Origin of the sequence: Candidatus Symbiopectobacterium sp. NZEC151 (assembly GCF_025962655.1) — a bacterium.
Lineage (GTDB): Bacteria > Pseudomonadota > Gammaproteobacteria > Enterobacterales > Enterobacteriaceae > Symbiopectobacterium.
Genome location: NZ_JAGFPE010000001.1, coordinates 240,081 through 264,060 on the forward strand (window position 1 = coordinate 240,081; position 23,980 = coordinate 264,060).

Sequence of the window (23,980 nt, forward strand, 5' to 3'; positions counted from 1 at the left end):
GGGATGCGTTTTACGCAAAGTGAGCACACGATTATGTTGAATAAAAACCATCAGCATACCCCGCCACAGCGGCTTTATCACCGCTGTGGCACGCTTGTTCCCCTCTTTGCGCTGATCAGCGCAGTGATACTGATCGGCGGTCTGGTGTGGGGATTTGGATTTGCACCCGCAGACTACCAGCAGGGGCAGGGCTATCGCATCATGTACCTGCATGTGCCCGCCGCCGTCTGGTCCATGGGGGTTTATGCCACCATGGCGATTTTTTCCGTGTGGGCGCTGAGTAAACGCTCGCAGACAGCGGAGCTGATTATCGCGGCGATGGCACCCGTCGGCGCGGTGTTCACCTTTATTGCGTTGACCACCGGCTCCACCTGGGGGAAACCGATGTGGGGCACCTGGTGGGTTTGGGATGCACGCCTGACGTCTGAGCTGGTGTTGCTGTTTATCTATATTGGCGTGATTGCGCTCTACAACGCGTTTGACGATCGCCGGTTGGCCGGGCGCGCCATGGCTATCATGGTGTTGGTTGGCGTGGTGAATCTGCCTATCATTCATTTTTCCGTGGAGTGGTGGAACACCCTGCATCAGGGGTCGACGAAAATGCAAAAAACTATCGATCCGGCAATGCGTCTTCCACTGCGACTGATGATGTTAGGGTTTATGAGCCTGTTTGTGACTTTGTCACTGATGCGTTTACGTAACCTGATCCTGATGCAACAGCGCCGTTCCTCCTGGGTGGCTGCGCTGGTTAACCCAAAAGGAGCCGCACGATGAATATTGCGTTTACCAGTTGGCAAGCGTTCTTTGCAATGGGCGGTTATGCCTTTTATGTCTGGTTAGCCGCAGCGTTAACGCTGCTGCCGCTTTGTGCCCTGATAGGTCACACCCTGTGGTGCCGTCGCGTATTGCTGCGGGACATTGATCGTCAGCAGGCGCGTGAACAGCGCAAGCATCAGGCGCGCCAGAATCCCGGGGAGGTGATGCCGTGAGTGTAGCGCGCAAAACCCGACTTTATGCCATTGGGGCCGTTGTTTGCGGGCTGGCGCTGACGATGGGTTTGACGCTCTATGCGTTACGCTCGAATATCGATCTCTTCTATACGCCCAGTGAAATCCTGTACGGAAAAAATGAGACGCAAGAAATTCCGGTGGTCGGACAACGTTTACGCGTTGGCGGCATGGTGATGCCGGGCAGCGTGCGGCGTGATAGCCAAAGCCTGCAAGTGCATTTCACCGTGTATGACGCCCAAGGCTCGGTGGAGGTGACCTATCAGGGTATTCTGCCGGACCTGTTCCGCGAAGGGCAGGGTGTGGTGGCACAGGGCGTGTTGGAGTCTGAGAACCGCATTGCGGCAAAAGAAGTGCTGGCGCGTCATGATGAGAAATACACGCCGCCGGAAGTGAAAGCCGCCATGGACGGACAACATCAACACCAGCCATCGCCTGCGGCCAAAGAGGGTGCCCGCTTATGATGCCGGAAGTTGGGAATTATCTGCTGTGTCTGGCGCTGGGCGTGGCGTTATTGCTCAGTATTTATCCGCTGTGGGGGGCAACACGTCAGGATGCACGCTTAATGGCGCTGGCTCGCCCGCTTGCCTGTACGCTGTTTGCCTTGGTGTTGGCGTCGTTCCTGTTGCTGGTCTACGCGCTGGTCATTAACGATTTCACCGTGCTGTACGTAGTGAACAACTCGAATCGCGCTTTGCCGGTGTGGTATCGGGTCGCGGCGGCCTGGGGGGCGCATGAAGGCTCGCTCCTGCTCTGGGTGCTCCTGATGAGCGGCTGGACCTTCGCGGTTGCCCTGCTTAGCCGCGGCATGTCGAGCGACGCCGTGGCGCGCGTGTTGGCGGTGATGGGGATGATCAACGTCGGTTTTTTACTGTTTATCGTGCTGACCTCGAACCCGTTTATCCGCACGCTGCCGGATTACCCGATTGAGGGGCGCGATCTCAATCCGTTGCTACAAGACATTGGTTTAATCTTCCATCCGCCGCTGCTCTACATGGGCTATGTCGGGTTCTCGGTGGCGTTTGCCTTTGCGGTGGCGTCGCTGCTGGCGGGACGTTTGGACAGCGCCTGGGCGCGTTGGTCGCGCCCATGGACGCAGGCGGCATGGTCATTTTTAACCTTGGGGATTGTGCTGGGTTCCGGTTGGGCCTATTACGAGTTGGGCTGGGGCGGCTGGTGGTTCTGGGATCCGGTTGAGAATGCATCGCTGATGCCGTGGCTGGTGGGGACGGCGCTGATGCACTCGCTGTCGGTCACCGAAAAGCGCGGCAGCTTTAAAGCCTGGACGGTATTGTTAGCCATCGGCGCGTTCTCGTTGTGTCTGCTCGGCACCTTTCTGGTACGCTCGGGCGTGCTGGTCTCGGTGCACGCGTTTGCGTCTGACCCCTCGCGCGGGATGTTTATTCTGGCGTTTCTGGTGATGGTGATCGGGGGTTCGTTACTGCTGTTTGCCATCAAGGGCAACCGGGTGCGTTCGCGGGTCACCAACTCGCTCTGGTCGCGTGAAACCTTCCTGCTCGGCAATAACCTGATTCTGGTGGCGGCCACGCTGGTGGTGCTACTGGGTACGCTGTTACCGCTGGTGCACAAGCAGCTTGGACTCGGCAGTATTTCGATTGGTGCGCCGTTTTTCAACATCATGTTTACCGTGCTGATGGCCCCTTTTGCCCTGTTGCTGGGGGTAGGGCCGCTGGTGCGCTGGCGGCGCGATGAGCCGCAAAAACTGCGTAAACTGCTGATGATTGCCATGGGCGTGACGGCGCTGCTGTCACTGCTGCTGCCGTGGTTGTTGCAAGACACCATTATCGCCATGACGGTGGTCGGGTTGTCGATGGCGCTCTGGGTGTTCTTCCTGACGTTTTATGAACTGCACAGCAATGCGACCCGACGCCACGGCCTGCTACGCGGATTGACTTCGCTGTCTCGCAGTCAGTGGGGCATGACCTGCGCGCACCTTGGCGTTGCGGTCACCGTCGTGGGCATCGCGTTCAGCCAAAATTACAGCGTCGAGCGGGATGTGCGCATGAAGGCGGGCGACAGCGCGCTTGTCCATGATTACCGTTTTATCTTTGAAGGCGTGCGCGATGTGGCTGGCCCCAACTGGCACAGCGCCAAAGGAACCATTGTGATTACCCGCAACGACAAGCATGAAGCGACGCTGAAAGCGGAAAAACGCTTCTACACCACCAGCGGCATGATCATGACGGAAGCGGCGATCGATGCTGGCATCACCCGCGATCTCTATGCCGCACTGGGGGAAGAGCTGGATGACGGCAGTTGGGCGGTACGGCTCTATTACAAACCCTTTATGCGCTGGATTTGGTACGGAGGCGGGTTGATGGCATTGGGCGGTATCCTGTGCATGTTCGATCCGCGTTATCGCCTGCGCCGCGCCGTTCGGGAGAGTCAACCATGAGCCGTAGAGTGTTGTTTATTCCGCTGGCGCTGTTTTTGCTGTTGGCCGTGGCGCTGCTGTGGCAACTGGTGCGTAACAGCGGCGGTGACGACCCGATGCGGCTTGAATCCGCGCTGATCGGCAAACCCATCCCGGCATTCCGTCTCGAATCGCTGGACGTGCCGGGAAAAATCTACCAGCAATCTGAGCTGCAAGATGGTAAACCGCTGCTGCTCAACGTCTGGGCGACATGGTGCCCAACCTGCCGGGCGGAACACCGCTTCCTGAATATGCTGGCAGCGCAGGGCGTTCGCATTGTGGGGATGAACTACAAGGACGATCGCGTCAAAGCGGTTGACTGGCTGAAAGAGCTGGGCAACCCGTATGCCATGAGCCTGTTTGATGGCAACGGTATGTTAGGGCTGGATCTGGGCGTGTACGGTGCGCCGGAAACCTTTCTGATCGATGGTAAAGGTATTATTCGCTACCGCCACGCCGGCGATCTGAATATGCAGGTGTGGCAGGAGACGCTGAAGCCGCTGTGGGAGAAATACAGTCGCGAGGGGGGCGTATGAAACTGATGGCTTGGTTGGGCGCTCTGCTGCTGTCGTTTGGCGTACTGGCATCCTCGACTGACGCATGGCGTTTTGACAACGAGGTGCAAGAGCAACAGTTTCGTGAGTTAACCACGCAATTGCGCTGTCCGAAATGCCAAAACAACAGCATTGCCGACTCGAATTCGATGATTGCCTCGGATATGCGGCAAAAAGTGTATGAGCTGATGCAGCAGGGGCAGAGCAAGCAGCAGGTGGTTGACTACATGGTGAACCGCTATGGCTATTTTGTGACTTACGAACCGCCATTAACGCCCTTCACCATTTTGCTGTGGCTGCTGCCTGCGCTCTTTCTGATTGCCGGCATCTGGATGATTGTGCGACGTACGCGTCGCACCACGCGCACTGAGCCACCGATAAGTGAACAAGAGAAAAAACGGCTGCAAGCGTTGTTGGGACGCACGGAGAAACGACCATGATGTTACTGACAACCGTCATTATTTTATCGTTGGTGGGGCTGACTGCATTGCTGTTTGCGCCTTGGTCTTCGACAAGCGAATACTCGCGCGACGCGATAAATCAGGCGCTGTATCACGACCGCCTGCGTGAAATACACGCGGATATCGCCAATGAAGGCGAGCGCACGCCACTGGTGGAAGAGCTGCAACATACGCTGTTGCAGGACATTCCCGGCAGCGCGGGTGTGCCGCAACGTCCGCTGAGCCGCTGGGTGCTGTTGCCGGGCATTGTGCTGCTGGCGGCGGTAAGCCTGAGTGTGTTTTGGCACACCGCCTCGATCAATCGGGTGCAAGAGTGGCAGCAGGTGGTGACATTGACGCCAGACCTGTTGAAACGTGCACTCGACCCGCAAGCGGAGCCGCTGACCATGGAAGAGGTCACTCGTCTTGGTCTGGGGCTGCGCAGCCAGTTGGAAGCGCAGCCGGATAATGCACAGGACTGGTGGTTGCTGGCACGGATTTCGAGCTTGCTCAACAACTACGATATGGCGGTACAGGCCTATGCTAACGCCTATCGACGCGATCCGCACAACAGCGAGTTGGCGTTGGATTATGCGGATATCCTGTCGCGCTCTACCAACCCGCGCGACAGCGAGCGTGGCGGTGAGATGCTACGTGAACTGCTGCCAGCGGGTTCCACCAATGTGCGCGCCTTGAGCCTGTTGGCGTTCAATGCCTATGAAGGGCAACGTTATCAGGAAGCTATTGACGCCTGGAAGGGGATGTTGCGCGTCTTACCGCAAAACGATACGCGCCGTGGGGTGGTTGAACGCAGTATTCAGCAAGCGGAAGCCGCATTGGCGGCGACCCCGCAGCACCCGTGACGTTTTAATGCGTGGTCTGTTGTTGGTAAGTGTATTTTTGCCTCTACCGTTAGGGTTTCGTGCGCGCGGTTCGGACGGTATCTCTTTGTCCTCCTCGGCCTCTCTTTCGTCATCCCTGGCTTCCCACTCGTCATCCTCGGCTTCCCTCTCGTCATCCTCGGCGAAAGCCGGGGATCTCTGACAGAATAAACGCGTTTCTGCTGCAAGAGATTCCCGCCTGCGCGGGAATGACGGAGGTAGGTGGGAATGACGGAGGTGGATGAGAATGATTACTTTGGGTGAAATTCGCTATTTCAGTTAGGTTTTCAGCAGCAACGGAGTCAGTGTAAGCCGACCCCGTTGGGTAGAAAAGTGAGGATCAGAACTCGTTTTTGACACCGTGCATATCTGGCAACTGATGCGCGATGCCTTTATGGCAATCAATGCAGGTTTGGCCGGTTTTAATCGCCTCAGTGTGTTTTTCCATCGCCACCGTTTTTTGCCCTGAGTAGTCCATATAGTCAAAATTGTGGCAATTGCGGCACTCCTGCGAGTTGTTGTTTTTCATTCGTCGCCACTCGTTTTGCGCCATCGTCAGCCGGTGTGCTTCAAATTTTTGCGGCGTATCAATGGTGCCCATGATCTTACCGTAAAGCTCTTTGCTGGCCTGAATCTTACGCACCATCTTGGGCACAAACTCATGCGGAACGTGGCAGTCCGGACAGGTGGCGCGCACCCCGCTACGGTTGTTGTAGTGGGCGGTGGTCATGTATTCCTGATAAACGGTATTGTTCATCTCATGGCAACTGATGCAAAACGCCTCGCTGTTGCTGTTTTCCATGGTTTTCTGAAAGGTGGCCAGAAAGAAGATACCGCCAGCAAAACCGGCAATTAACAGCGTCCCTAACGCCAGCCGACTCGGTCGACGCCACCACTGCCATACGCTGCGTAGCCATCCCGCTTTTTCAGGTTGTTTCATTGAAAACCTCACTGTCCAAAACCTTTAGAAGGGGTGAAGGTGTTGCCGGTAATCGGTGTAGCATCCGTCTGCGGCACGTGGCATTGCAGACAGAAATAACGGGCAGGTGCGACATTGCCCAGCGTCTTGCCGTCACGATCGACAAAGTGGGTCGGGCTGACGCGCGGCGCGTTGGTGGAGCGGTAGTTTTCTACGCTATGGCATTGCAGGCAGCGGTTAAATGTCGGCGTCACCTGATAGCCATCCACGCTGTGCGGGATCATCGGCGGTTGGTTGACGTAGTTGAGCGCCATTTTTTCCTGCTGTTTGGGCATGCGCGTATTGCCCGGTTGGGCAGTGGAGACTTCCGGTGACTGGCTTAACAGATCGGCCTGCGCCGTTGCGAAGGTACTGACAATCATCGCCAGGGCGGGTATCCAGCGACACCATCCCGTTCTTAAGCTCTGGCTTTTCATGATTTTGCTCCCGATTTCCATCTAAGGGTTATTTTAAAAACGTCTTCTGCGCAGACATCAATACAGCGTCCGCAGGTTATGCAGTCACGGTCGGTAACCTGCACCGGACTGTGTTTATCAAGTAAAGGGGCGCGCAGCACCTGCGGTTCCGGACAGACATGAAAGCAGTCCATGCAGCGGGTACAGCGGGCGCGTTCGGTGGCTTCCACTACCAGTGCGCTTTTGCTGCCCAGTGCGCCATACAGCGCGCCCGTTGGGCAGAGGTGGCCGCACCAGCCGTGCTCAACCACCAGTAAATCAAATAAGAACAGTGCGATAAGCAGCCAGACGCCCGCGCCAAAGCCGAAAATCAGCCCACGGCCGGTTAATGACACCGGATTGACCCACTCCCACAGCAATCCACCGGTCACGGCGCTGCCGAGCAGGATCAGCCCCAGCAGCCAGTAGCGCAGACTGCGGGACAGCGTAGCGGAGGTGGTAATACCGAGGCGTCGCCGCAGCCAGGCCGCCAAATCGGTCAGCGGATTGACCGGGCACACCCAGCTACAAAACAGGCGCTTGCCTGCCAACGCATAGCCGACAGCAATAATCAGTGCGCCGACCAGTGCGAGCGTGGCGGGCAGGTGACCGCTGGCGAGGCTTTGCAGCACCATCAGCGGATCGCTGAACGGCACGGTATCAAGCAACCGACTGGCGCTGTAATTGCCGTGCAGGATCCAGACACCGAACAGCGGACCACTGAGAAACATCAGCAGTACCAGCGATTGTGTCAGTCGCCGCAGCGCCAGCCAGCGATGGCTGCGCCACCACCCTTTCCTGGCCTGCGCCTCGCGTCCGGCGTCTTGCTTACGATTTGCCATCGCGCGCCTCCAGCCAGCTAAAGCGGTAGTGATGCCCAAGTTCCCCTTTTGCCAGCGAACGCGGCAGCACCTTGATCGCCGGTTGCTCCAGTACGCAGGCTTTTTCGCATTTTCCGCAGCCGGTACAGGTATTGCTGTGTACCGTCGGCAGGAAGCGGGCGTGTTTGCCGGTGCGCGGGTTGCGTTCCGGTTCCAGCGTGATCGCGCTGTCAATCAACGGGCAGACGCGATAACAGACATCGCAACGTAACCCTTGAAAACTCAGGCAGTTTTCCTGATCCAATAGCACCGCTAATCCCATGCGGGCATCATCGATGGCTTCCAATGGCTGTAAGGCGCTACTGGGGCAGGCCGCGACACACGGGATGTCTTCACACATTTCGCAGGGGATATCGCGCGCGGTAAAATAGGGGGTACCCGCCGCCGGACCGGAAACCAGCGTCGCCAGTTTCAACGTCTGGTACGGGCACGCCTGTACGCACTGACCGCAGCGAATGCAAGCACCGGAGAATGCCGCTTCAGGCATGGCACCCGGCGGGCGCAGTCGCAGCACATCGGCCTGACTGCGCCGCTGCTGGAGACCGAGCACCGCCACCGCGGCCGATAATCCGGCAACGGTACGCACCGCGTCACGCAGAAAGCGACGGCGGGCAGGCGATGAATTTTCCGGGCGAGCCATCTGTGTTACACCTTAGCCAGCTTGACGGCACATTTCTTGAAATCCGCCTCTTTTGACAAGGGGTCGGTGGCGTCCAGCGTCAGGATGTTGACCAACTGGGCGGCGTCGAAGAACGGCATATACACCAGACCGCGCGGCGGCTTGTTACGGCCTCGCGTCTCGACCACGGAAACAATTTCTCCCCGGCGCGAGATAATCTTCACTTTTTCGCCGCGGCGCAGATTGCGCTCTTTGGCATCCAGCGGGTGGATAAACAGCACCGCCTCGGGAAACGCGCGGTGCAACTCCGGTACGCGGCGTGTCATGCTGCCGGTGTGCCAGTGTTCCAGAACGCGACCGGTGGAGAGCCAGAGATCGTATTCGCTGTCAGGGGCTTCCGCCGCCGGTTCGAAGGGCAGGGCGAAGATCACCGCTTTGCCATCCGGCTTGCCGTAGAAGCGATACTCTTCACCCGCTTTAACGTAAGGATCGTTCCCTTCGCTGTAGCGCCACTGGGTTTCTTTGCCGTCAACCACCGGCCAGCGCATGCCACGTACCTGATGGTAGGTGTCAAACGGCGCTAAATCGTGGCCGTGGCCCCGGCCAAAGGCGGCGTATTCTTCAAACAAGCCTTTCTGCAAGTAAAAACCGAGCTCGCGCGACTCATCGTTGAGCTGGTTTTCTGCCAGTTCACTGAGCGGGAAGCGTTTAACCGCATCGTTGGCGAACAGCACGTCATAGAGCGTTTTGCCGCGATATTGCGGTTTTTGCGCCAGCAGCGTTTCCGGCCACACCTCTTCGACTTTGAAGCGCTTGGCAAAGCTGACCACCTGCCACAGATCGGATTTGGATTCACCGGGCGCTTTAACCTGCTGACGCCAGAATTGCGTGCGACGCTCGGCGTTGCCGTAGGCACCCTCTTTTTCCACCCACATGGCGGTGGGCAAAATCAGGTCAGCGGTCAGTGCGCTGATGGTGGGGTAGGGATCGGACACCACGATGAAGTTGCGCGGATCGCGCCAGCCGGGCATACGTTCCTGGTTGATGTTCGGGCCGCCCTGCATGTTGTTGTTGCACATCACCCAATAGGCATTGAGCGTGCCGTCTTTCAGCGCACGGTCTTGCGCCACGGCGTGCAAGCCAATTTTTTCGGGGATGGTGCCAGACGGCAGTTGCCACAGTTTCTCCGCGATGTCGCGGTGTTTCTCGTTGGTGACCACCATGTCCGCTGGCAGGCGGTGGGCAAAGGTGCCGACTTCACGCGCGGTGCCACAGGCGGAAGGCTGGCCGGTTAACGAGAACGGACCACAGCCCGGTTGGGAGATCTTGCCGGTCAGCAGGTGAATGTTATAGACCAGGTTGTTGGCCCACACGCCGCGCGTGTGCTGGTTAAAGCCCATGGTCCAGTAAGAGATCACTTTCTTGTGCGGATCGGCATAGAGTTTTGCCAGCGCTTCCAACTGATCGGCGGGCACACCGCTGAGCGCTGTGGTTTTCTCCAACGTGTATTCCGCGACAAACGCTTTATAAGCCTCAAACGTCATCGGCTCAGACGCATCAGAACCGGGGTTTTTCGCTGCCTTTTCCAATGGATGGGTCGGGCGCAGGCCATAGCCAATATCCGTCGCGCCTTGACGAATGTTCACATGCGCCTTGAGGAATTTCTCGTTAACCGCATTGTTCTGAATGATGTAGTTGGCGATGTAGTTGAGAATGGCGAGGTCGGTTTGCGGCGTGAACACCATGCCGTTATCCGCCAGTTCGAAGCTGCGGTGTTGGTAGGTGGAGAGCACCGCCACGTTGACATTGGGGTTCGACAGGCGGCGATCGGTGATGCGCGACCAGAGGATCGGGTGCATCTCGGCCATGTTTGAGCCCCACAGCACGAATGCATCGGTTTGCTCGATATCATCGTAGCAGCCCATGGGTTCATCCATGCCGAAAGTGCGCATGAAGCCAACGACTGCCGAGGCCATGCAGTGGCGCGCATTCGGGTCGATATTGTTAGAACGGAACCCGGCCTTGAACAATTTGGCAGCGGCGTAGCCTTCCCAGATGGTCGACTGGCCGGAACCGAACATGCCGATACCGTTCGGACCTTTCTCTTTCAGCGCGGTTTTGAACTTCTGCTCCATGATGTCAAACGCCTGATCCCAGGAGACGGGGGTAAATTCCCCTTCTTTATCGTATTGACCATCACGCATGCGCAGCAGCGGTTGGGTCACGCGATCCTGTCCGTACATGATTTTCGGCAGGAAATAGCCTTTGATGCAGTTGAGGCCGCGGTTTACCGGTGCGTCGGGATCGCCCTGGCTGGCAACAATACGGCCATTTTGCGTTCCGACCAGCACGCCACATCCCACGCCGCAGAAGCGACAGGGCGCTTTATCCCAGTGGATGCTGTCCTGCTGCTCGGTCACGGCGCGGACAGCCGTCGGTATACTGATGCCTGCTACCGTTGCCGCCGCTGCGACAGCGTTAGCCTTCATAAAGTGTCGTCGACTGAGTTTCATGGTGTTTCCTCACCCTGAGGTTGTTCATCAAGCTGGTGATAAACCAGCGAAACCGCCAGTACGCCTGCAACTTCACGTATTGACGCTATGTGTTTTAACAGCGTGTCTTCTGAATCTGACTCCAGCACCACGGCCATTTTTCCGCTCTTGCTGTCGCAGGCGGCAACCTCCACGTTAGGGAGTGCGCCCACTGTCGCCGCCACGCTCGCGGTGTTTTGCGTGCGGGCGTGAACCACCAAACTGCAGACGTGCCAGACTGTGTTCATCGGTTTTCCTGTTGCGCCGTGAGACGCGGTGCGGGGGGGGGCGTAACCCCCGTTTTTATTATTGATATCGCGTGAGCGGGGCACCCGGCGATACAGGCGCCACAAGCGGTACAGACCGCCTCATCGAGTTGCGGTGTGGCAACGCGATGAAGCGTTGGGCGAAACAGGATGGCTCCCGCTTCGCAGCTATCCTGACAACTGCGGCACTCCACCCGCTGTTGCGCCAGACAGCGCTCGCCGATCGACAGGGAGTACTCCCAGGGCGTGGTGTGACGCTCGGCAAACAGCGCTTGCGGGCAGGCACTGGCGCAGTCATAACAAAACGTGCATTCACCGCGCAGGAAGTCGATCACCGGAAATCCCCCCGGTCCGCGTTGCACGATGCCGGTGTCGCAGGCATCAACGCAGGCGTTGCAGCGCGTGCAGGCATCGATAAAAACCGCTTCCGCACCGCTCCACGGAGGGCGCAGCGTGCTGTCTGCGCGCTGTCGGCCACCGCTGAACAGGAAACGACGGGAGAGATCGGTCATGGCAGTACGTTGCTCCGGCAGGGGAAAAATGCCCCCAGAAAAAACACTGTTTTTGTAGGGGTTACACTATTCCTCTTACCGTTTAGTGGATAATCACCCTTTAGAGGTAAATACGGATGCAGGATCAAGCTTATGCAGGATTACCCCACGGCCTGCTCGCCTGATTGACGGTAGAAAGTGATAATGGTGCCAGCAGCATTCTTGCTGCTTTCTGGGTGACTCATGTGATGTGAAAGGGGATTAATCGTCGTGATGGTCAAACGTCCTGTCTCTACCAGCCTTGCCCGCGCTTTCTTTTACATTGCCTTGCTGTCATTCCTGACAACCGGTATTGCGTTGTTAACCTTGGCCAGCGGCCTGCGCGATGCCGAAGCCATCAATATCGCCGGTTCAATGCGTATGCAGAGCTATCGCATGGGCTATGACTTGCAGGGCGATCGCGCCGAATTAACCCAGCACCGCCAGTTTTATGCGCAAACGCTGGATTCGCCGGTGTTTCATCTGTTGGCGCGTTGGTACGTGCCGCGTGAGGTGCATGAACAATACACGGCGCTGTTGGTGAACTGGACCCTGATGGACGAGCGGTTGGGCGCGGGGGATCTGGTCTGGTATCAACAGAATATTGCCCGCTATGTCACGCAGATCGACCATTTCGTACTGGCATTGCAGCACTATTCCGAGCGCAAAATGAAGATAGTGGTGGCGACATCAATGATTGGGGCCGTCACTATTTATATACTGATCTTCTTCACGCTGCGCCGCATTCGCCGTCAGGTGGTAGTGCCGCTTAGCAAACTGATGGCAGCCTGTGCGGCGGTGGAGAAAGGCTACTTCACCCATGCGCGCCTGGACACGTCGCTGCCAAATGAACTGGGGCTGCTGGCGCAAACCTTCACCCGCATGACGGACGAGTTGCATAAGGTGTACCGTTCGCTGGAGGAGAAGGTTCGGCAGAAAACGCTGCGCTTGCAAGAAGCGAACCGCATGCTGAAGGTGCTGTATAACTGCTCTCAGGCGCTGAATGTCAGCACCATCGACAGGCACTGTTTCCAGCGCATCTTGCAGATCGTCCACCGCTATGAAACGGTTGGCTGTCTGGAAATGTGTGTCGGTGAGAACTGGCGGCTGAGCGAAGGGAAGGAAAATGGGGGGGCGGCGTGGCAGGCATTGCCCATTCGCTTGCAGGACGTCGAGTTTGGGCAACTGCGCTGGCAGGCCTCCACGCAGCAGCCGTCGACGCAACTGATGGAGAGCGTCGCCAACATGCTGGGTCGCGGTCTCTATTTTAATCAGGCCCAGAAGCACTACCAACAGCTGTTGCTGATGGAAGAGCGCGCCACGATCGCCCGAGAGTTGCATGACTCGTTGGCCCAGGTGTTGTCGTATTTGAATATCCAACTGACGCTGCTCAAGCGCGCGGTATCGGAAGAAAATGTGCAGGCCCGGCATATCATCACAGATTTTGAGCAGGCGCTGAGCGATGCTTATCGTCAACTGCGCGAGCTGTTGGTGACGTTTCGTTTGACGTTGCAGCAGGCGGATTTACCGGCTGCATTACAAGAGATGATTGAACCGCTGCGTGCGCAAACCAGCGCCAGCATCCAGATCGATTGCCGCATTCCGACGCAGGCGCTGGATGCCGCGCAGCAGGTGCATTTGTTGCAGATCATTCGTGAAGCGGTGTTGAACGCCATCAAGCACGCGCAGGCAACGACTATCGTGGTCAGTTGCCGCACTCAGCCTGATGGCGGTCACTGTGTTGATATTCGTGATGATGGACGCGGTATCAGCAGCCACGAGGAGCCCGTGGGGCATTATGGCCTGAATATTATGCATGAACGCGCCGAGCGTTTGGGAGGCACGCTCTCTATCGGTTCCCATCCTGACGGTGGAACGCGGGTAAGCGTGTGCTTTTCAGCGCCAGCGACCGAACACAGCAGTACCAACAATATCAATGATAAAGAAGAATAAGATCTAGACCCTAAATAATTCGCGTGTTGTCTTGCAACGTGAAGTATGACGGGTATGTCCTTTGGGAGTGGGTAATGTCAGATACATTGAGCTACCGCGTGATGATTGTCGACGATCATCCGCTTATGCGCCGGGGCATCCGCCAGTTATTGGAAACCGATGCAATTTTTGAGGTAATTGGGGAAGCCAGTAATGGTATGGAGGCGCTTAGCCTCGCCAATCGCGATTCACCCGATATTATTTTGCTCGACCTCAATATGAAAGGGTTGAGCGGACTGGATACGCTCCACGCACTGCGGCGCGATGGCATCTGCGCGCGCATTATCGTGCTGACCGTGTCGGATTCACCGGGCGACATTTACGCGCTGGTGGATGCGGGGGCGGATGGGTATCTGCTGAAAGACAGCGCCCCGGAGAACCTGTTAGCGGCAATCCGTAACGGCGATGCCTTCAGTGAGCAGGTGAAGGAGGTTTTACAAAACCGCATGGCGGTGCAGGAGATCCCTTCGCCGTTTACCGTACTCACCGAGCGTGAACTGGACGTGCTTCAGGAAGTGGCGTCGGGGCTGTCCAACAAGCAGATCGCCTCTGCGCTGTTTATTTCGGAAGAGACCGTGAAGGTGCATATCCGCAATATCCTGCGCAAGTTAAACGTCAGTTCACGCGTGGCAGCTACCGTGCTGTACCTGCAAACGCGCGGTTTATAACGTCAGGGGCGTCAGATCTTCGGTTTTTTGATCAGCGCCCACTGGATCGACAATACGCTCACCATCACGATAATCAGCCCGGGCAACGCCATTCCCTGAATGCGCTGCCCGAGAAATACCCACCCGAGCACCACGGCCGTGACCGGGCTCAGCAGGCTCATCGCCGACACCGCGACCGGAGAAAGACGGCGAATGCCGCGGAACCACAGCGCATAGGCCAGCATCGCACCTGCCACGCACAACCACAGATAACCGGCAATCTGGGTGACTGTCAGCGTGGGTAGCGGCGGATCGACCAGCAGCGCCACCGGCAACAAAAAGATTCCGCCGAGCAGTAACTGCCATCCGGTCAGTGCCATCACCGGCATCGAGAGCGACCAGCGCCGTGACAGCCAGGTGCCCAATGCCATGCTGACCGCACCCAGAAATGCCGCGCCGATCCCGATGGTGTCTACCACCGTTTGCGGTGAAAGCAGTAACATCGCCATGCCAATAATACCGGTAACCGCTGCCAGGACGGCGGTTAGCGGGGATCGCTGCCGGTCAATACCCCAGGCCAGCAGCATCACCAGCAGCGGCTGTATCGCACCGATAACGGCAGCCATGCCGCCGGGTAAACGGTAGGCGGCGATAAACAACAGTGCCTGAAACGCGCCGATATTGAGGATGCCGGTGACGATGAGCTTCCACCATTCGTTTCGTAAAGGGAAATGGCGACACCATAACAGCAGCGCAAACCCGGCAGGCAGCACACGCAGCAGTGCCGCGATAAAGGGTCTGTCAGGCGGCAGAAATTGGGTGGTAACGATATAGGTTGTGCCCCAAATCGTAGGTGCCAGCGCGGTGAGCAGCAGATCGAAAAGGGGATAACGTGACAGAAAGGCCATGATTTTATCTTTGCTTCAAGCTAAATTAGTGAGCAAAGTATGCAATGATAATTATCTTGATATCAAGATAAATGAGCGAGTGATGACAAAAAAAACGCAGGCGGATGCCGTCGATCGAATTTTAGAACAGTGGAAGCGTGAACGCCCGGATCTGGATTGCAGCCCGATGGGACCGATTGGCCGCCTGAAGCGCTGCGCATTGCTGCTGGAGCCGCGTGTCGATGAGGCCTTCGTGGAGCATGGCTTGGTACGTTGGGAATTTGATATGCTTGCCACGCTGCGGCGCGCTGGTGCGCCGTTTGTGCTGTCACCCACGCAGCTGTTTTCGACCCTGATGATCACCTCTGGTACCATCACACACCGACTGAAAGCGTTGGAGAAACGCGCGTTTATTTCGCGACTGCCCAATCCAGAGGATGCTCGCAGCATGCTGGTGGCGCTGACGCCACAAGGCCGCGAGGTGATCGACCGCGCCGTCGAAACCCATATCGAAAACGAACGACACCTGCTGTCCGGGCTATCTGCGGCACAGCGCCAGCAGTTGAACGAGGCGCTATCCACCCTGATGCGCCTGCTCGAGGATGAGTAACGATCATCAGGGAAAATCTAGCGTAAGCTGCTGCGCCGCACGGGAAGGGCGTTGAACACGTGCCGCGACGGTGTTCCCGTTGCCGGGGCGATCACCAATTGGCACGCGGCTTCCGCCATCTCGGACAAAGGCTGGGCGAAAGTGGTCAGGTCATAGCCCAGCCAACTGGCCTGTTCGATATCATCGAAGCCGATGACGCTGATATCTTCTGGAATGCGTAGGCCGAACTCGTGCCGAGCGACGTCGATAAAGCCACAGGCAAGCAGGTCGGTGACGCAAAACACCCCGTCCGGACGCGATTCTGCGTTTAACAACTCGCGCGCGGCGGCAGCGCCAGTAAGGTAACTGGCGCTGCCCGGTTGGGTCAGCGTGACGTTAATCCCCCGTTCAGCCGCCGCATCGAGAAAGCGCGTTTCGCGCAGCACCATACTGGGAGAACGCGCCGATGACGACACCAGCGCAATCTGCTGACAGCCGGCAGTGAGCAACAAGTTCAACGCATCGGCCATCGTCGAACGGTAGTCAATCTCGATATTGTCCGCCCCGGAAAACTGTCCCATGCGGTTGATCAAAATCACCTGCTGTCCGCTTTGCAGGCAGGTTTCAATCAGCGCACCCGGCGGCTTTCCTGACAACACAATCGTTGCCGTCGAACGATAATTCAGGGTTTGTTGCAGGGCTTCCCTGACACTCTCTTCACCGTCGTCGGTGTTGATCACCATCACCGCGCGTCCGGCGTGGTTCAAACGACGGGTGAGGTGTTCCAGCAAACTGGCCTGATAAGGTGCAGCCAGATTACCGCCCAGAATACACACCGGGCGGCAGGCCTCTTTGGAGAGGCCGCGTGCCAGATGATTGACGTGGTAGTTAAGCGTTTGTGCGGCGGCAAGGACCTTGCGCCGCGTCTCCGCTGAGACGCTGCTGCCCGGCGTGAAGGTGCGCGATACCGCCGAGCGCGATACGCCTGCCAATTGCGCGACTTCGGCGGCGCTGGCAAACCCGCTGTTTTTGCTGTAACTGCTCTCACTCATCGTGCCATTCCGTTGCAATCAATGCCTTTTCACGCAGGATGGCATGTTCAGCCAGACGCGTCAGCGACGGCTTCGGCGTTTCAAACCATTCGTCCGGGTGTAGCTGACGCTTTTCTCGAATCAGCGCGATGGCATCGTCAAGCGTCGGGTAACGTTCCGGGCATTCAAGGTGCATAAACAGGGCGACCAGCGCCACAGAACGGCTGCGTCCGCCGCGACAGTTGACCAGAATATTGCCCCGACGGCGGTTGCGATAAGAGGGTTTATCGGGAATTTGCTGCAACAGCGCGGAGCGCATCAAGTGATAGCCCGCGTGAAGCATCTCCTGCGCATTGCCTTCGCCATCAATCAGCCCGAGTTTGTAATAGCGAACCGGTCCGGCACCGTGGGAAAGCAGATGGGCATCAGGTGCCGCTTCCTGGGTGGTCACCCAATCGATATCGAGATTCACCGCGCAATTAATCACAATACCGATATCGTGTTCGGCCAGCAGCGCGGCGTCGCAGACGCCGCTGGCACCGCCGATATAGATATCCATGCCCCAGCCGGGGAAGTTTTCGCTAATCAGGCTGATAGGCGGACGTGGGTATACCGGCGTGGACGGAGAAACTGGCGCAGGCGTGACCGTCCCGCTGGCCAACGGAATGCTGGCGGCGCGCGCCAACGCTGCGGCGACGCCCGGTGCTGCTGCCAGCACGGGCAAACCCTTATACAGGCCGGCGGCATCCTGAGGAATGATGCCGGTTTGCCCTCCCGCTTCGCGCACCAGCAATAATCCAGCCAGACAGTCCCAGGCGTTCATATGGATTTCCACATAACCCTCCGTGCGGCCTTCCGCGACCCAGGCCAGCGCCAGCGCGCCCGAACCGCCACGGCGAATGCTGGCACCCAGATTGAGCAGGGCGGCCATCACGTCCAGATAGCGGCGCTGGCTGTGACGCGCAGACCACCCCAGTTCAAAAGAGGCCAACTGCGTATCTGCGATGGTAGTGCAGCGCAGCGGTTGGTCGTTTTTCAAGGCGTAGTGTCCACGGCGTGCCAGATAGAGTTCCTGACTGACCGGGTTATAGATGGCGCCAAGCTCGGTGGTGCCACGATAAACCCAGGCGATGCACACGCAGAAATGGGCGATGCCGCGCGCAAAGTTGGCGGTACCATCAATCGGATCGACAACCCACAAACTAGCGGTGTTGGCGGGTTGGCGCGCGGATTCTTCACCCAAAACCAGATCGTCGGGAAAAGCTGCGCCAAGTTCCCGTAAAATCAGGGCTTCAACCAGGGTGTCTGCTTCGGTCAGGATATCCTGATGGCCCTTGAGTTCATATTCTCCCGCTTTGCGCGAAAGAAAATAGCGCAGGGCGGTATCGCCAGCGTCCAGAATGATGCGTTTTAATGCCGCTTCGCGCTGCTCAATGTCGATGTTCGTCAACGTAATCTGCCTGTTTAAAAGTGAAGTTGGGTAATGTCATGGTCAGCGTGAAACGTTATTTCTTGTAGTTCAGGCTCCAGATATCCTGCCAGTCCTGACGGCTTTTCCAATCCTCTTTAGCCGTGACCGTCAGGTATTCCATTAACTCTGAGCGGTACTTTTCGATCCCGGACGCTTCGTTGGCGGGCAGTGAGACCGTCTGGTTGGTGGACATTTTGCCATCGACGCTCTGCGGCTCAATCCCTTCTGCGGTCAGCAAATAGTGGATAAACAGCTTGGCGGCGTTAGGGCTGTGGCTGCCGGTGGCGATCACCCCCAGGCTGGGATAATTCCAGCCGATAAACGGTTTGAGTCCGTTACACAGTCCCAGCTTCATCCCCTGTTGGTTATCACGGAATTTCGCGGTTGAAACCAGACCGACAAAATCCGCATTGCCGTCCGGTGCGCCAATGGCAGAGGCCGCGTCATTATCGGAGTGGGTGAGCAACACGCTGTTTCCTGCCAGCGCTTTGACAAACGCCGCCGTAGCTGATTTCTCGCTGGTTTGCAGCGGCTTACCGAATTGTTGCTGATACGCATCACGAATTTGCTGATCGTAGTGGGTTTCCATCTGGCTAAACCAATCGGTGTAGGCAGGTTTGCCGGTCGGATCCTGCATCGCCACCTTGCCCCGCCACGCGGGTTGGGTAAGCTGCCAGATATTGGTGACAGGGCAGGTGGTGTGACGCGCGGTATTGTAGGCAAACACGTTAGGCGCCAGCACCACGGTTAATGGGTTTTGATAACGGGCGGCGATGTTGCCTTTCAGGTCATCCGGAACCCAGCTTTGCACATAGCCTTTACTGAGCAATTGCGTGATTGCCGCAGGGGTATCTTCCACGATGGCGACATCGGCCCTGACGTTTTTGGCTTGCGCTTCGCGGCTGATAATTTCGATGATTTGCGGCGCATCGGCTTTTACACCGGTGGCTTTAAGCCCGTATTTTTCGCTAAAGGCTTTGGCCTGCTGCACGATTTTACCGGTTGAAGCATAAACGGTGATCGGGTTCTCTTGCTGTGCGGCGGCGATCAGCGCTTGCAGTTCGGCGGTTTCAGCATGGGTTAATGGGCTGCTTAGCAAGGTACTGGTGACCAACAGTGCGGTGAACGTGCGCTTCATCATGACTCCTGATAATAAGTTAGGGGGTTACTGGGCGGCTATCTCGTGGCGCAGCCCGTGACGATTGAAAAAGTGCAGAGAGTGGGACGGCAACTGACAGAACACTTGCTGATGAGGCTGCCAGCGTGGCCGCAGTTGCGTCGAATGAAACAGGCGATCGTTGCCGGTGACCAGTTCAATGATCCAACTGCCGCCGGTAGGCATGATGTTATCGATGGTCATGGCAACGCCGTTATGGCCCGCATCCGCGCTGAGGACGATCTCTTCAGGTCGGATACCGCACAGCTCGGTGTGCTCGCTGTCGTGCAGGGAAAATCGCTGGTGCAGATGCTGTGCCAAATGGCTCAACGGCGGGTGTAACGGGATCATATTGAGCTTGGGCGTGCCAATAAATTCGGCGACAAAGCGGTTGGCGGGGGCGGCATAGATTTGGTCCGGCGTACCAACCTGCTGCATCTGCCCGGCGCTCATCACCGCGATGGTGGTCGCCAGGGTCATCGCTTCCCACTGATCGTGACTGACAAACACGATGGTGGTGCCAAAGGTTTCGTGTAAGCGACGCAGTTCGGCCCGCATTTCCAGACGCAACGTGGCGTCCAGATTCGAGAGCGGCTCGTCCAGCAACAGCACGCCGGGATTAACGGCCAGCATGCGCGCCAGGGCGACGCGCTGCTGCTGTCCTCCTGAGAGCTGTGCCGGATAGCGCTTGGCATAATCCGCGATGCGCAATTTTTCCATCACGTCCTGAGTGCGTGCGATACGCGCTTGTGTCGGGACTTTTTGCAAACGCAGACCAAAATCGACATTCTGTTCGACCGTCATATGGGGCCAGAGCGCGTAGCTCTGAAACACCAGACCGATGCCGCGTTTTTCGGGCGGGACATAAAGGCCCTGCGTGACGGAATCGACCACCTTGTTGCCGATGATAATCTCCCCGCCGCTGGCGTGCTCAATCCCGGCGATCATACGCAAAATCGTGGTTTTTCCGCAGCCAGACGGCCCGAGCAAACACATGAATTCGCCATCGTTGACGGTCAGACTGATGTTGTTGACTGCCGGACTGTCGCTGCCGGCGTAGGTTTTGGTGAGGTGGGACAACTGGATGGAAGGCATGTTAGTTCTCCAGCGCGTCAGCCAGACCGGTGCCGGTGATCTTCTGGATCATCACCGTACCTGCCCATGAAATCAGCGCAATCATCAGTACCACGGCGTTGGCCGCCTGCTGGTAGTTGTAGTCAATCAAACGCAGGGAATAGGTGGTCAGCACATCGGTTGCGGGGGTGGCGAGAATGACGAACAGACTGACGCCCTTAATGCCGGAGATAAACGGCAGCAGGATGCCGGTCGCCAGCGGGCCTGCTTGAATCGGAATCACGATGCGGCGCAGGCGCGCCAACCAACCGGCGCCGGCAATCTGCGCGGCTTCTTCGGCCTCTTTGCCGAGCTGGGTCATGGCGGCAATGCCCGAGCGGCTGGCATACGGCATTTTTTCTGCAATCAGCGCCAGAATTAAGATCAACGGCGTGCCGTACAGCGCCGGAATGGGGCCTCTTGCTACCGCAAACAGAGAGAGAAACGCGGTGGCAAAGGCAATGCCAGGCACCAGATAGGGCAGAAACGTCAACTGACGCAGGCAGGCGGCAATCCAGCGGAAGTGGCAGCGCATCACGGTATAGCCCACCAGCAGACCGAGCACGCCGCAGGTAACCGAGGCGGATCCGACGATAAGCAAGGTATTTGCCACCGTGCGCCAAAATTCAGGCGTCAGTAATATGCCGTTATGCAGCGCTACGGTATCGAGGTTGTGACCAACCCAGTAGGCCAGGGTGAAATTATCCGCCGTGAAGCGACCGGGCAGCAGCATCACCGTAGAAAGAAACAGCGTCAGCAGCGGAATGGCGACCCCTATCAAAATAAAAGTAAGCGGTACGGCGGCGGCCAACATCCGCCAACGCCCGAGCGCGCGGCGACGCTCCATGACCCCTTTGCCGCCTACCGTGACAAAGCGTTTCGCTTCGCGCAGCATTTTCATATCCAGCAGCAAGGTGATCATACCCATCAGCATGATCACCGTGGCGATAACCGCCGCCACGCCGGACTGTCGGGTGCTGATGGCCCGATACAGGCTGGTCGATAACGTATCAAAATGGACCGGCAGGCCGAGAATATAGGGCAGGGCAAACTCGCCGATGCAGTCGGCAAAAATCAACAACGACGCCGATAACAGCGCGGGACGCACCAGCGGGATAATGATTTTGAACGCGATCACCTTGCGTGAGGCACCCAGCACGCGGGCGCACTCTTCCATCTGACTGTCAATACGCCTCAGGGCATTGCCAACGATCAGGATAACCAGCGGTGTGTAGTGCAACGTCATGATGACCACAATGGGAAAATAGCCGTAGGCCATCCAGTTGGGCGTCTGGATCCCCATTGCCTCCAGCCAACCGGGCTGACCGCCAATCGCATGGTTCTTGAACAGGGTGGTCCAGGCCAGCGCGAAGGTCCAGGAAGGCAGCATAAACGGCACAATCAGCAGGGTGGCAAACCCTTTGCGCCCGGCAATATCGGTGCGGTGGATAAGCCAGGCCAGCGTGATGCCCACCACCAGTGCGCCCACGACGGTACTCACTGCCACAGCCAAGGTGTTCAGTAACGGTGTCCACAGCAACAGGTCGGACATTCTCGAGGCCAACGTGCGCAGCAGGTAATAGGCGGTAAATGCGCCCTCGGCGGCATCGGTGCGGCCTTCATCGCCGCTTTGCACCAGTGTTGCATTCAGCAAAACGGAAAGCACCGGTGACAGAATGATCCCGCTAAACAGCATCAGCAGCAGTGCGCCCAGTAAGTTGGCAGGCTCGTGGCTGGCGATAGACAGCGCATGGCGCAGCTTTGGCCACGCGATTTTGCGGTGGCGAATTTCGGCTTGGTAAGACACAGATTTACCCCTGTCTGTTGACAACAGGCAGGAATATAACGAGGCAATGTTACAGTTTGTCGAGTTGTTTGCACCTATGTGCAAATCCTATATTGCCGTTCATTGTTGTTAAGGTCAGGAGCCTAAATGGGCCCGTCTACAGAGAAGTGAGCCGCGACAACACCGCTTTTTTCAGGACGAACCAATCGCCACTGAATATTTTCTTTAGCGCAGCATGATGAAGTTTCGTCTATCGGCCCAGCCTTGGGCGTATTCTCTTTCTTCAACCTTGCTATTGATGGCACAGATTAACCTGATTGGTATCGAGCAATGAACGCGTTGCAGAAAGTTGCACTAGGGATTAAACGGACCCGCTGTTTTCAATTTGTGCGATGGCTTATTATAGGAATATTCTCATTCTGCTTCTTCAGAAAACTCCTCCCTACGAGCAGGCCCATAAACAAAGCATTGCGGGGCTGTTTCATTTTTGTCCAGTAAATCGATCAAATACGCAGATTTTCAGACTTTATTGCATTGCTCTTTTTGTCATTATCTGATTTTTAGGAATTTGTTTGCTGGCATTTGGTATAAGTGCGCGGATTTTATGGTTTATCATGTTGTTTTCCTCTGTGTTAACCCCAGAAAATAAAGGTGAGAATAATCCTAAATTAACACCGTGATGTTAATGGCTAATTCAGGAATGGTGGTATTTAATCGAGGTTTAAGAAAAAGGGAAAAATCAGAATAATATCCAAATGAATTACTTAACATGCTAACTATTTTATTTTTATTAAAATAAAAAGGGTATAAATACCTCTGTTTTTCCCTAATGAAAATCAGTCGTTTTTTGTTCGATTTTTTCGATTTTTAAAAAAAACTTATCAATGGATGTTATTTATATTGTTGTTTTTGATGGTTTTTTATTTTTTCCACGCTGTGCTTAGTGTCTGATTTAAGACCCGTTGACCGTTGGTTTATATTATGTGTATGATTGCGATACATGTGGCAACAGTTGTTTTTCTTCCTTTTTGGGTAAATATTTAGTTTGCTCCGTTTTACCGTGCATGCATGTCTTTAAATATTTATTTTCATTTTTTTAACACGGTTTTGAATTTTACATCGCTGGTCGAATGACAAATCTTATTTGCTCTCCGCAGGTTTGCTCTCTCATTACTGATGACAGCATCCAGTGGGATTCGGCTTTACTTTTCCCGGGTGATGGAGCCCTATACTGGTATAGACTTATGGCAAAAGGAACTGACGGTGCATCTGTCGCACCAAAAGAGCGTATTAATATCAAATATGTCCCCGCCACTGGAGGCCAGCAGGCAGAAATAGAGTTGCCGCTGACGTTGATGGTTGTGGGAAATATGAAAGGACGTACCGAAGAGACACCGATCGAGGAGCGTGAGACGGTATCAATCGATAAAAATAATTTCGCTTCGGTAATGAAAGAGGCCAAGCTGGAACTGAATTTCAACGTTCCGAATCGCCTGGAAGACGATTCTCAAGATGATATGCCGGTGAAGCTGAATATTGCTTCACTGAATGACTTTTCCCCCGATCGTATTGCTCAACAGGTGCCTGAATTGCGCAAACTGTTGGCGCTACGTGAAGCACTCGTTGCCCTCAAGGGGCCGCTCGGCAATATTCCCGCTTTCCGTAACCGTTTACAGGATCTGTTAGCCAGCGATGAAGCCAGAGAACAACTGCTGAAAGAGCTGGATCTGGTGAAACCGGCTGAATAATTGA

At 56.4% G+C, this 23,980-nt stretch carries 24 protein-coding genes; 11 read left to right on the plus strand and 13 right to left on the minus strand.

Annotation, left to right across the window (positions count from 1 at the left end; genetic code table 11):
• Nucleotides 1–33 precede the first annotated feature (33 nt).
• The 7 genes from J5067_RS01040 to ccmI are packed head-to-tail and all read left to right on the plus strand — an operon-like array spanning nucleotide 34 to nucleotide 5,298.
• Nucleotides 34–774 carry a heme ABC transporter permease gene (locus J5067_RS01040; RefSeq protein ID WP_264642023.1) on the plus strand — a complete coding sequence of 247 codons (741 nt, stop codon included), beginning with the start codon at nucleotides 34–36 and terminating at the stop codon, nucleotides 772–774.
• On the plus strand, nucleotides 771–989 hold the full coding sequence (gene ccmD, locus J5067_RS01045; protein ID WP_264650226.1) for a heme exporter protein CcmD: 219 nt from the start codon (nucleotides 771–773) through the stop codon (nucleotides 987–989). Before J5067_RS01040 ends, ccmD begins: the two co-directional genes overlap by 4 nt.
• Nucleotides 986–1,471 carry a cytochrome c maturation protein CcmE gene (ccmE, locus tag J5067_RS01050; protein ID WP_264650227.1) on the plus strand — a complete coding sequence of 162 codons (486 nt, stop codon included), beginning with the start codon at nucleotides 986–988 and terminating at the stop codon, nucleotides 1,469–1,471. The genes ccmD and ccmE overlap by 4 nt, the downstream gene beginning before the upstream one ends.
• On the plus strand, nucleotides 1,468–3,423 hold the full coding sequence (locus J5067_RS01055; RefSeq protein ID WP_264650228.1) for a heme lyase CcmF/NrfE family subunit: 1,956 nt from the start codon (nucleotides 1,468–1,470) through the stop codon (nucleotides 3,421–3,423). Before ccmE ends, J5067_RS01055 begins: the two co-directional genes overlap by 4 nt.
• Complete coding sequence (locus J5067_RS01060; protein WP_264642027.1) at nucleotides 3,420–3,977, plus strand: DsbE family thiol:disulfide interchange protein; 558 nt, start codon at nucleotides 3,420–3,422, stop codon at nucleotides 3,975–3,977. Before J5067_RS01055 ends, J5067_RS01060 begins: the two co-directional genes overlap by 4 nt.
• Entirely contained in the window at nucleotides 3,974–4,435 is a 462-nt protein-coding gene (locus J5067_RS01065) for a cytochrome c-type biogenesis protein (RefSeq protein WP_319802375.1), read from the plus strand. Before J5067_RS01060 ends, J5067_RS01065 begins: the two co-directional genes overlap by 4 nt.
• Entirely contained in the window at nucleotides 4,432–5,298 is an 867-nt protein-coding gene (gene ccmI, locus J5067_RS01070) for a c-type cytochrome biogenesis protein CcmI (protein ID WP_264650229.1), read from the plus strand. Before J5067_RS01065 ends, ccmI begins: the two co-directional genes overlap by 4 nt.
• 358 nt (nucleotides 5,299–5,656) lie before the next feature.
• Here the strand turns inward: ccmI and napC are convergent, their stop codons facing one another.
• From napC to napF, 7 genes are read right to left on the minus strand one after another with little or no spacing between them, the layout of a single operon-like run.
• Nucleotides 5,657–6,256, minus strand: coding sequence for a cytochrome c-type protein NapC (napC, locus tag J5067_RS01075; protein WP_264650230.1), 600 nt, complete (start codon nucleotides 6,254–6,256; stop codon nucleotides 5,657–5,659).
• Between the two features lie 8 nt (nucleotides 6,257–6,264).
• Nucleotides 6,265–6,711 carry a nitrate reductase cytochrome c-type subunit gene (gene napB / locus J5067_RS01080; RefSeq protein ID WP_264642031.1) on the minus strand — a complete coding sequence of 149 codons (447 nt, stop codon included), beginning with the start codon at nucleotides 6,709–6,711 and terminating at the stop codon, nucleotides 6,265–6,267.
• The gene (gene napH, locus J5067_RS01085) at nucleotides 6,708–7,571 is read right to left on the minus strand and encodes a quinol dehydrogenase ferredoxin subunit NapH (RefSeq protein ID WP_264650231.1); all 864 of its coding nucleotides are present in this window, start codon (nucleotides 7,569–7,571) and stop codon (nucleotides 6,708–6,710) included. Before napH ends, napB begins: the two co-directional genes overlap by 4 nt.
• Nucleotides 7,558–8,250: a ferredoxin-type protein NapG gene (gene napG / locus J5067_RS01090; RefSeq protein WP_264642033.1), complete on the minus strand. Its 693-nt coding sequence runs from the start codon at nucleotides 8,248–8,250 to the stop codon at nucleotides 7,558–7,560. Before napG ends, napH begins: the two co-directional genes overlap by 14 nt.
• Before the next feature lie 5 nt (nucleotides 8,251–8,255).
• On the minus strand, nucleotides 8,256–10,742 hold the full coding sequence (gene napA, locus J5067_RS01095; protein WP_264650232.1) for a nitrate reductase catalytic subunit NapA: 2,487 nt from the start codon (nucleotides 10,740–10,742) through the stop codon (nucleotides 8,256–8,258).
• The gene (gene napD, locus J5067_RS01100; protein WP_264650233.1) at nucleotides 10,739–11,008 is read right to left on the minus strand and encodes a chaperone NapD; all 270 of its coding nucleotides are present in this window, start codon (nucleotides 11,006–11,008) and stop codon (nucleotides 10,739–10,741) included. The genes napA and napD overlap by 4 nt, the downstream gene beginning before the upstream one ends.
• Complete coding sequence (gene napF, locus J5067_RS01105; protein ID WP_264650234.1) at nucleotides 11,005–11,538, minus strand: ferredoxin-type protein NapF; 534 nt, start codon at nucleotides 11,536–11,538, stop codon at nucleotides 11,005–11,007. Before napF ends, napD begins: the two co-directional genes overlap by 4 nt.
• A gap of 252 nt (nucleotides 11,539–11,790) precedes the next feature.
• Between napF and narQ the strand changes: the two genes are divergently transcribed.
• Both narQ and narP read left to right on the plus strand, forming a co-directional pair.
• Nucleotides 11,791–13,509, plus strand: a complete 1,719-nt coding sequence (gene narQ, locus J5067_RS01110; RefSeq protein ID WP_264643677.1) for a nitrate/nitrite two-component system sensor histidine kinase NarQ — start codon at nucleotides 11,791–11,793, stop codon at nucleotides 13,507–13,509.
• A gap of 74 nt (nucleotides 13,510–13,583) precedes the next feature.
• Nucleotides 13,584–14,216 carry a nitrate/nitrite response regulator protein NarP gene (gene narP, locus J5067_RS01115; protein WP_264628303.1) on the plus strand — a complete coding sequence of 211 codons (633 nt, stop codon included), beginning with the start codon at nucleotides 13,584–13,586 and terminating at the stop codon, nucleotides 14,214–14,216.
• 11 nt (nucleotides 14,217–14,227) lie between these two features.
• Here narP and J5067_RS01120 read toward each other — a convergent pair whose 3' ends face one another.
• Nucleotides 14,228–15,103: an EamA family transporter gene (locus tag J5067_RS01120; RefSeq protein ID WP_264642036.1), complete on the minus strand. Its 876-nt coding sequence runs from the start codon at nucleotides 15,101–15,103 to the stop codon at nucleotides 14,228–14,230.
• A gap of 82 nt (nucleotides 15,104–15,185) precedes the next feature.
• Between J5067_RS01120 and J5067_RS01125 the strand changes: the two genes are divergently transcribed.
• Nucleotides 15,186–15,692: a MarR family winged helix-turn-helix transcriptional regulator gene (locus tag J5067_RS01125; RefSeq protein WP_264642037.1), complete on the plus strand. Its 507-nt coding sequence runs from the start codon at nucleotides 15,186–15,188 to the stop codon at nucleotides 15,690–15,692.
• Nucleotides 15,693–15,709: 17 nt separating this feature from the next.
• On the opposite strand, the gene J5067_RS01130 is transcribed toward J5067_RS01125, so the two are convergent.
• Genes J5067_RS01130 through J5067_RS01150 form a run of 5 tightly spaced genes read right to left on the minus strand, consistent with a single transcriptional unit; the run spans nucleotide 15,710 to nucleotide 22,249 of the window.
• Complete coding sequence (locus J5067_RS01130) at nucleotides 15,710–16,723, minus strand: substrate-binding domain-containing protein (protein WP_264642038.1); 1,014 nt, start codon at nucleotides 16,721–16,723, stop codon at nucleotides 15,710–15,712.
• Nucleotides 16,716–18,152: an inositol monophosphatase family protein gene (locus tag J5067_RS01135; RefSeq protein ID WP_264642039.1), complete on the minus strand. Its 1,437-nt coding sequence runs from the start codon at nucleotides 18,150–18,152 to the stop codon at nucleotides 16,716–16,718. The genes J5067_RS01130 and J5067_RS01135 overlap by 8 nt, the downstream gene beginning before the upstream one ends.
• Before the next feature lie 55 nt (nucleotides 18,153–18,207).
• Entirely contained in the window at nucleotides 18,208–19,314 is a 1,107-nt protein-coding gene (locus J5067_RS01140; protein ID WP_264642040.1) for an ABC transporter substrate-binding protein, read from the minus strand.
• Between the two features lie 24 nt (nucleotides 19,315–19,338).
• Nucleotides 19,339–20,424 (minus strand): ABC transporter ATP-binding protein, encoded by a 1,086-nt coding sequence (locus tag J5067_RS01145; RefSeq protein WP_264650235.1) that lies wholly within the window; start codon nucleotides 20,422–20,424, stop codon nucleotides 19,339–19,341.
• A gap of 1 nt (nucleotide 20,425) precedes the next feature.
• Nucleotides 20,426–22,249, minus strand: a complete 1,824-nt coding sequence (locus J5067_RS01150) for an iron ABC transporter permease (protein ID WP_264650236.1) — start codon at nucleotides 22,247–22,249, stop codon at nucleotides 20,426–20,428.
• A gap of 1,223 nt (nucleotides 22,250–23,472) precedes the next feature.
• On the opposite strand from J5067_RS01150, the gene tssB reads away from it, so the two are divergent.
• Nucleotides 23,473–23,976 (plus strand): type VI secretion system contractile sheath small subunit, encoded by a 504-nt coding sequence (gene tssB, locus J5067_RS01155; protein WP_264642043.1) that lies wholly within the window; start codon nucleotides 23,473–23,475, stop codon nucleotides 23,974–23,976.
• Nucleotides 23,977–23,980: the final 4 nt, after the last annotated feature.

Coding starts and splice junctions, on each gene's coding strand:
- napD (WP_264650233.1), bottom strand. CDS start 11,008: ATGAACACAGTCTGGCACGTCTGCAGTTTGGTGGTTCACGCCCGCACG.
- J5067_RS01120 (WP_264642036.1), bottom strand. CDS start 15,103: ATGGCCTTTCTGTCACGTTATCCCCTTTTCGATCTGCTGCTCACCGCG.
- ccmD (WP_264650226.1), top strand. CDS start 771: ATGAATATTGCGTTTACCAGTTGGCAAGCGTTCTTTGCAATGGGCGGT.
- J5067_RS01060 (WP_264642027.1), top strand. CDS start 3,420: ATGAGCCGTAGAGTGTTGTTTATTCCGCTGGCGCTGTTTTTGCTGTTG.
- napC (WP_264650230.1), bottom strand. CDS start 6,256: ATGAAACAACCTGAAAAAGCGGGATGGCTACGCAGCGTATGGCAGTGG.
- J5067_RS01065 (WP_319802375.1), top strand. CDS start 3,974: ATGAAACTGATGGCTTGGTTGGGCGCTCTGCTGCTGTCGTTTGGCGTA.
- napA (WP_264650232.1), bottom strand. CDS start 10,742: ATGAAACTCAGTCGACGACACTTTATGAAGGCTAACGCTGTCGCAGCG.
- napB (WP_264642031.1), bottom strand. CDS start 6,711: ATGAAAAGCCAGAGCTTAAGAACGGGATGGTGTCGCTGGATACCCGCC.
- J5067_RS01130 (WP_264642038.1), bottom strand. CDS start 16,723: ATGAGTGAGAGCAGTTACAGCAAAAACAGCGGGTTTGCCAGCGCCGCC.
- napG (WP_264642033.1), bottom strand. CDS start 8,250: ATGGCTCGCCCGGAAAATTCATCGCCTGCCCGCCGTCGCTTTCTGCGT.
- napF (WP_264650234.1), bottom strand. CDS start 11,538: ATGACCGATCTCTCCCGTCGTTTCCTGTTCAGCGGTGGCCGACAGCGC.
- narP (WP_264628303.1), top strand. CDS start 13,584: ATGTCAGATACATTGAGCTACCGCGTGATGATTGTCGACGATCATCCG.
- J5067_RS01040 (WP_264642023.1), top strand. CDS start 34: ATGTTGAATAAAAACCATCAGCATACCCCGCCACAGCGGCTTTATCAC.
- napH (WP_264650231.1), bottom strand. CDS start 7,571: ATGGCAAATCGTAAGCAAGACGCCGGACGCGAGGCGCAGGCCAGGAAA.
- ccmI (WP_264650229.1), top strand. CDS start 4,432: ATGATGTTACTGACAACCGTCATTATTTTATCGTTGGTGGGGCTGACT.
- J5067_RS01140 (WP_264642040.1), bottom strand. CDS start 19,314: ATGATGAAGCGCACGTTCACCGCACTGTTGGTCACCAGTACCTTGCTA.
- narQ (WP_264643677.1), top strand. CDS start 11,791: ATGGTCAAACGTCCTGTCTCTACCAGCCTTGCCCGCGCTTTCTTTTAC.
- J5067_RS01145 (WP_264650235.1), bottom strand. CDS start 20,424: ATGCCTTCCATCCAGTTGTCCCACCTCACCAAAACCTACGCCGGCAGC.
- tssB (WP_264642043.1), top strand. CDS start 23,473: ATGGCAAAAGGAACTGACGGTGCATCTGTCGCACCAAAAGAGCGTATT.
- J5067_RS01125 (WP_264642037.1), top strand. CDS start 15,186: ATGACAAAAAAAACGCAGGCGGATGCCGTCGATCGAATTTTAGAACAG.
- J5067_RS01055 (WP_264650228.1), top strand. CDS start 1,468: ATGATGCCGGAAGTTGGGAATTATCTGCTGTGTCTGGCGCTGGGCGTG.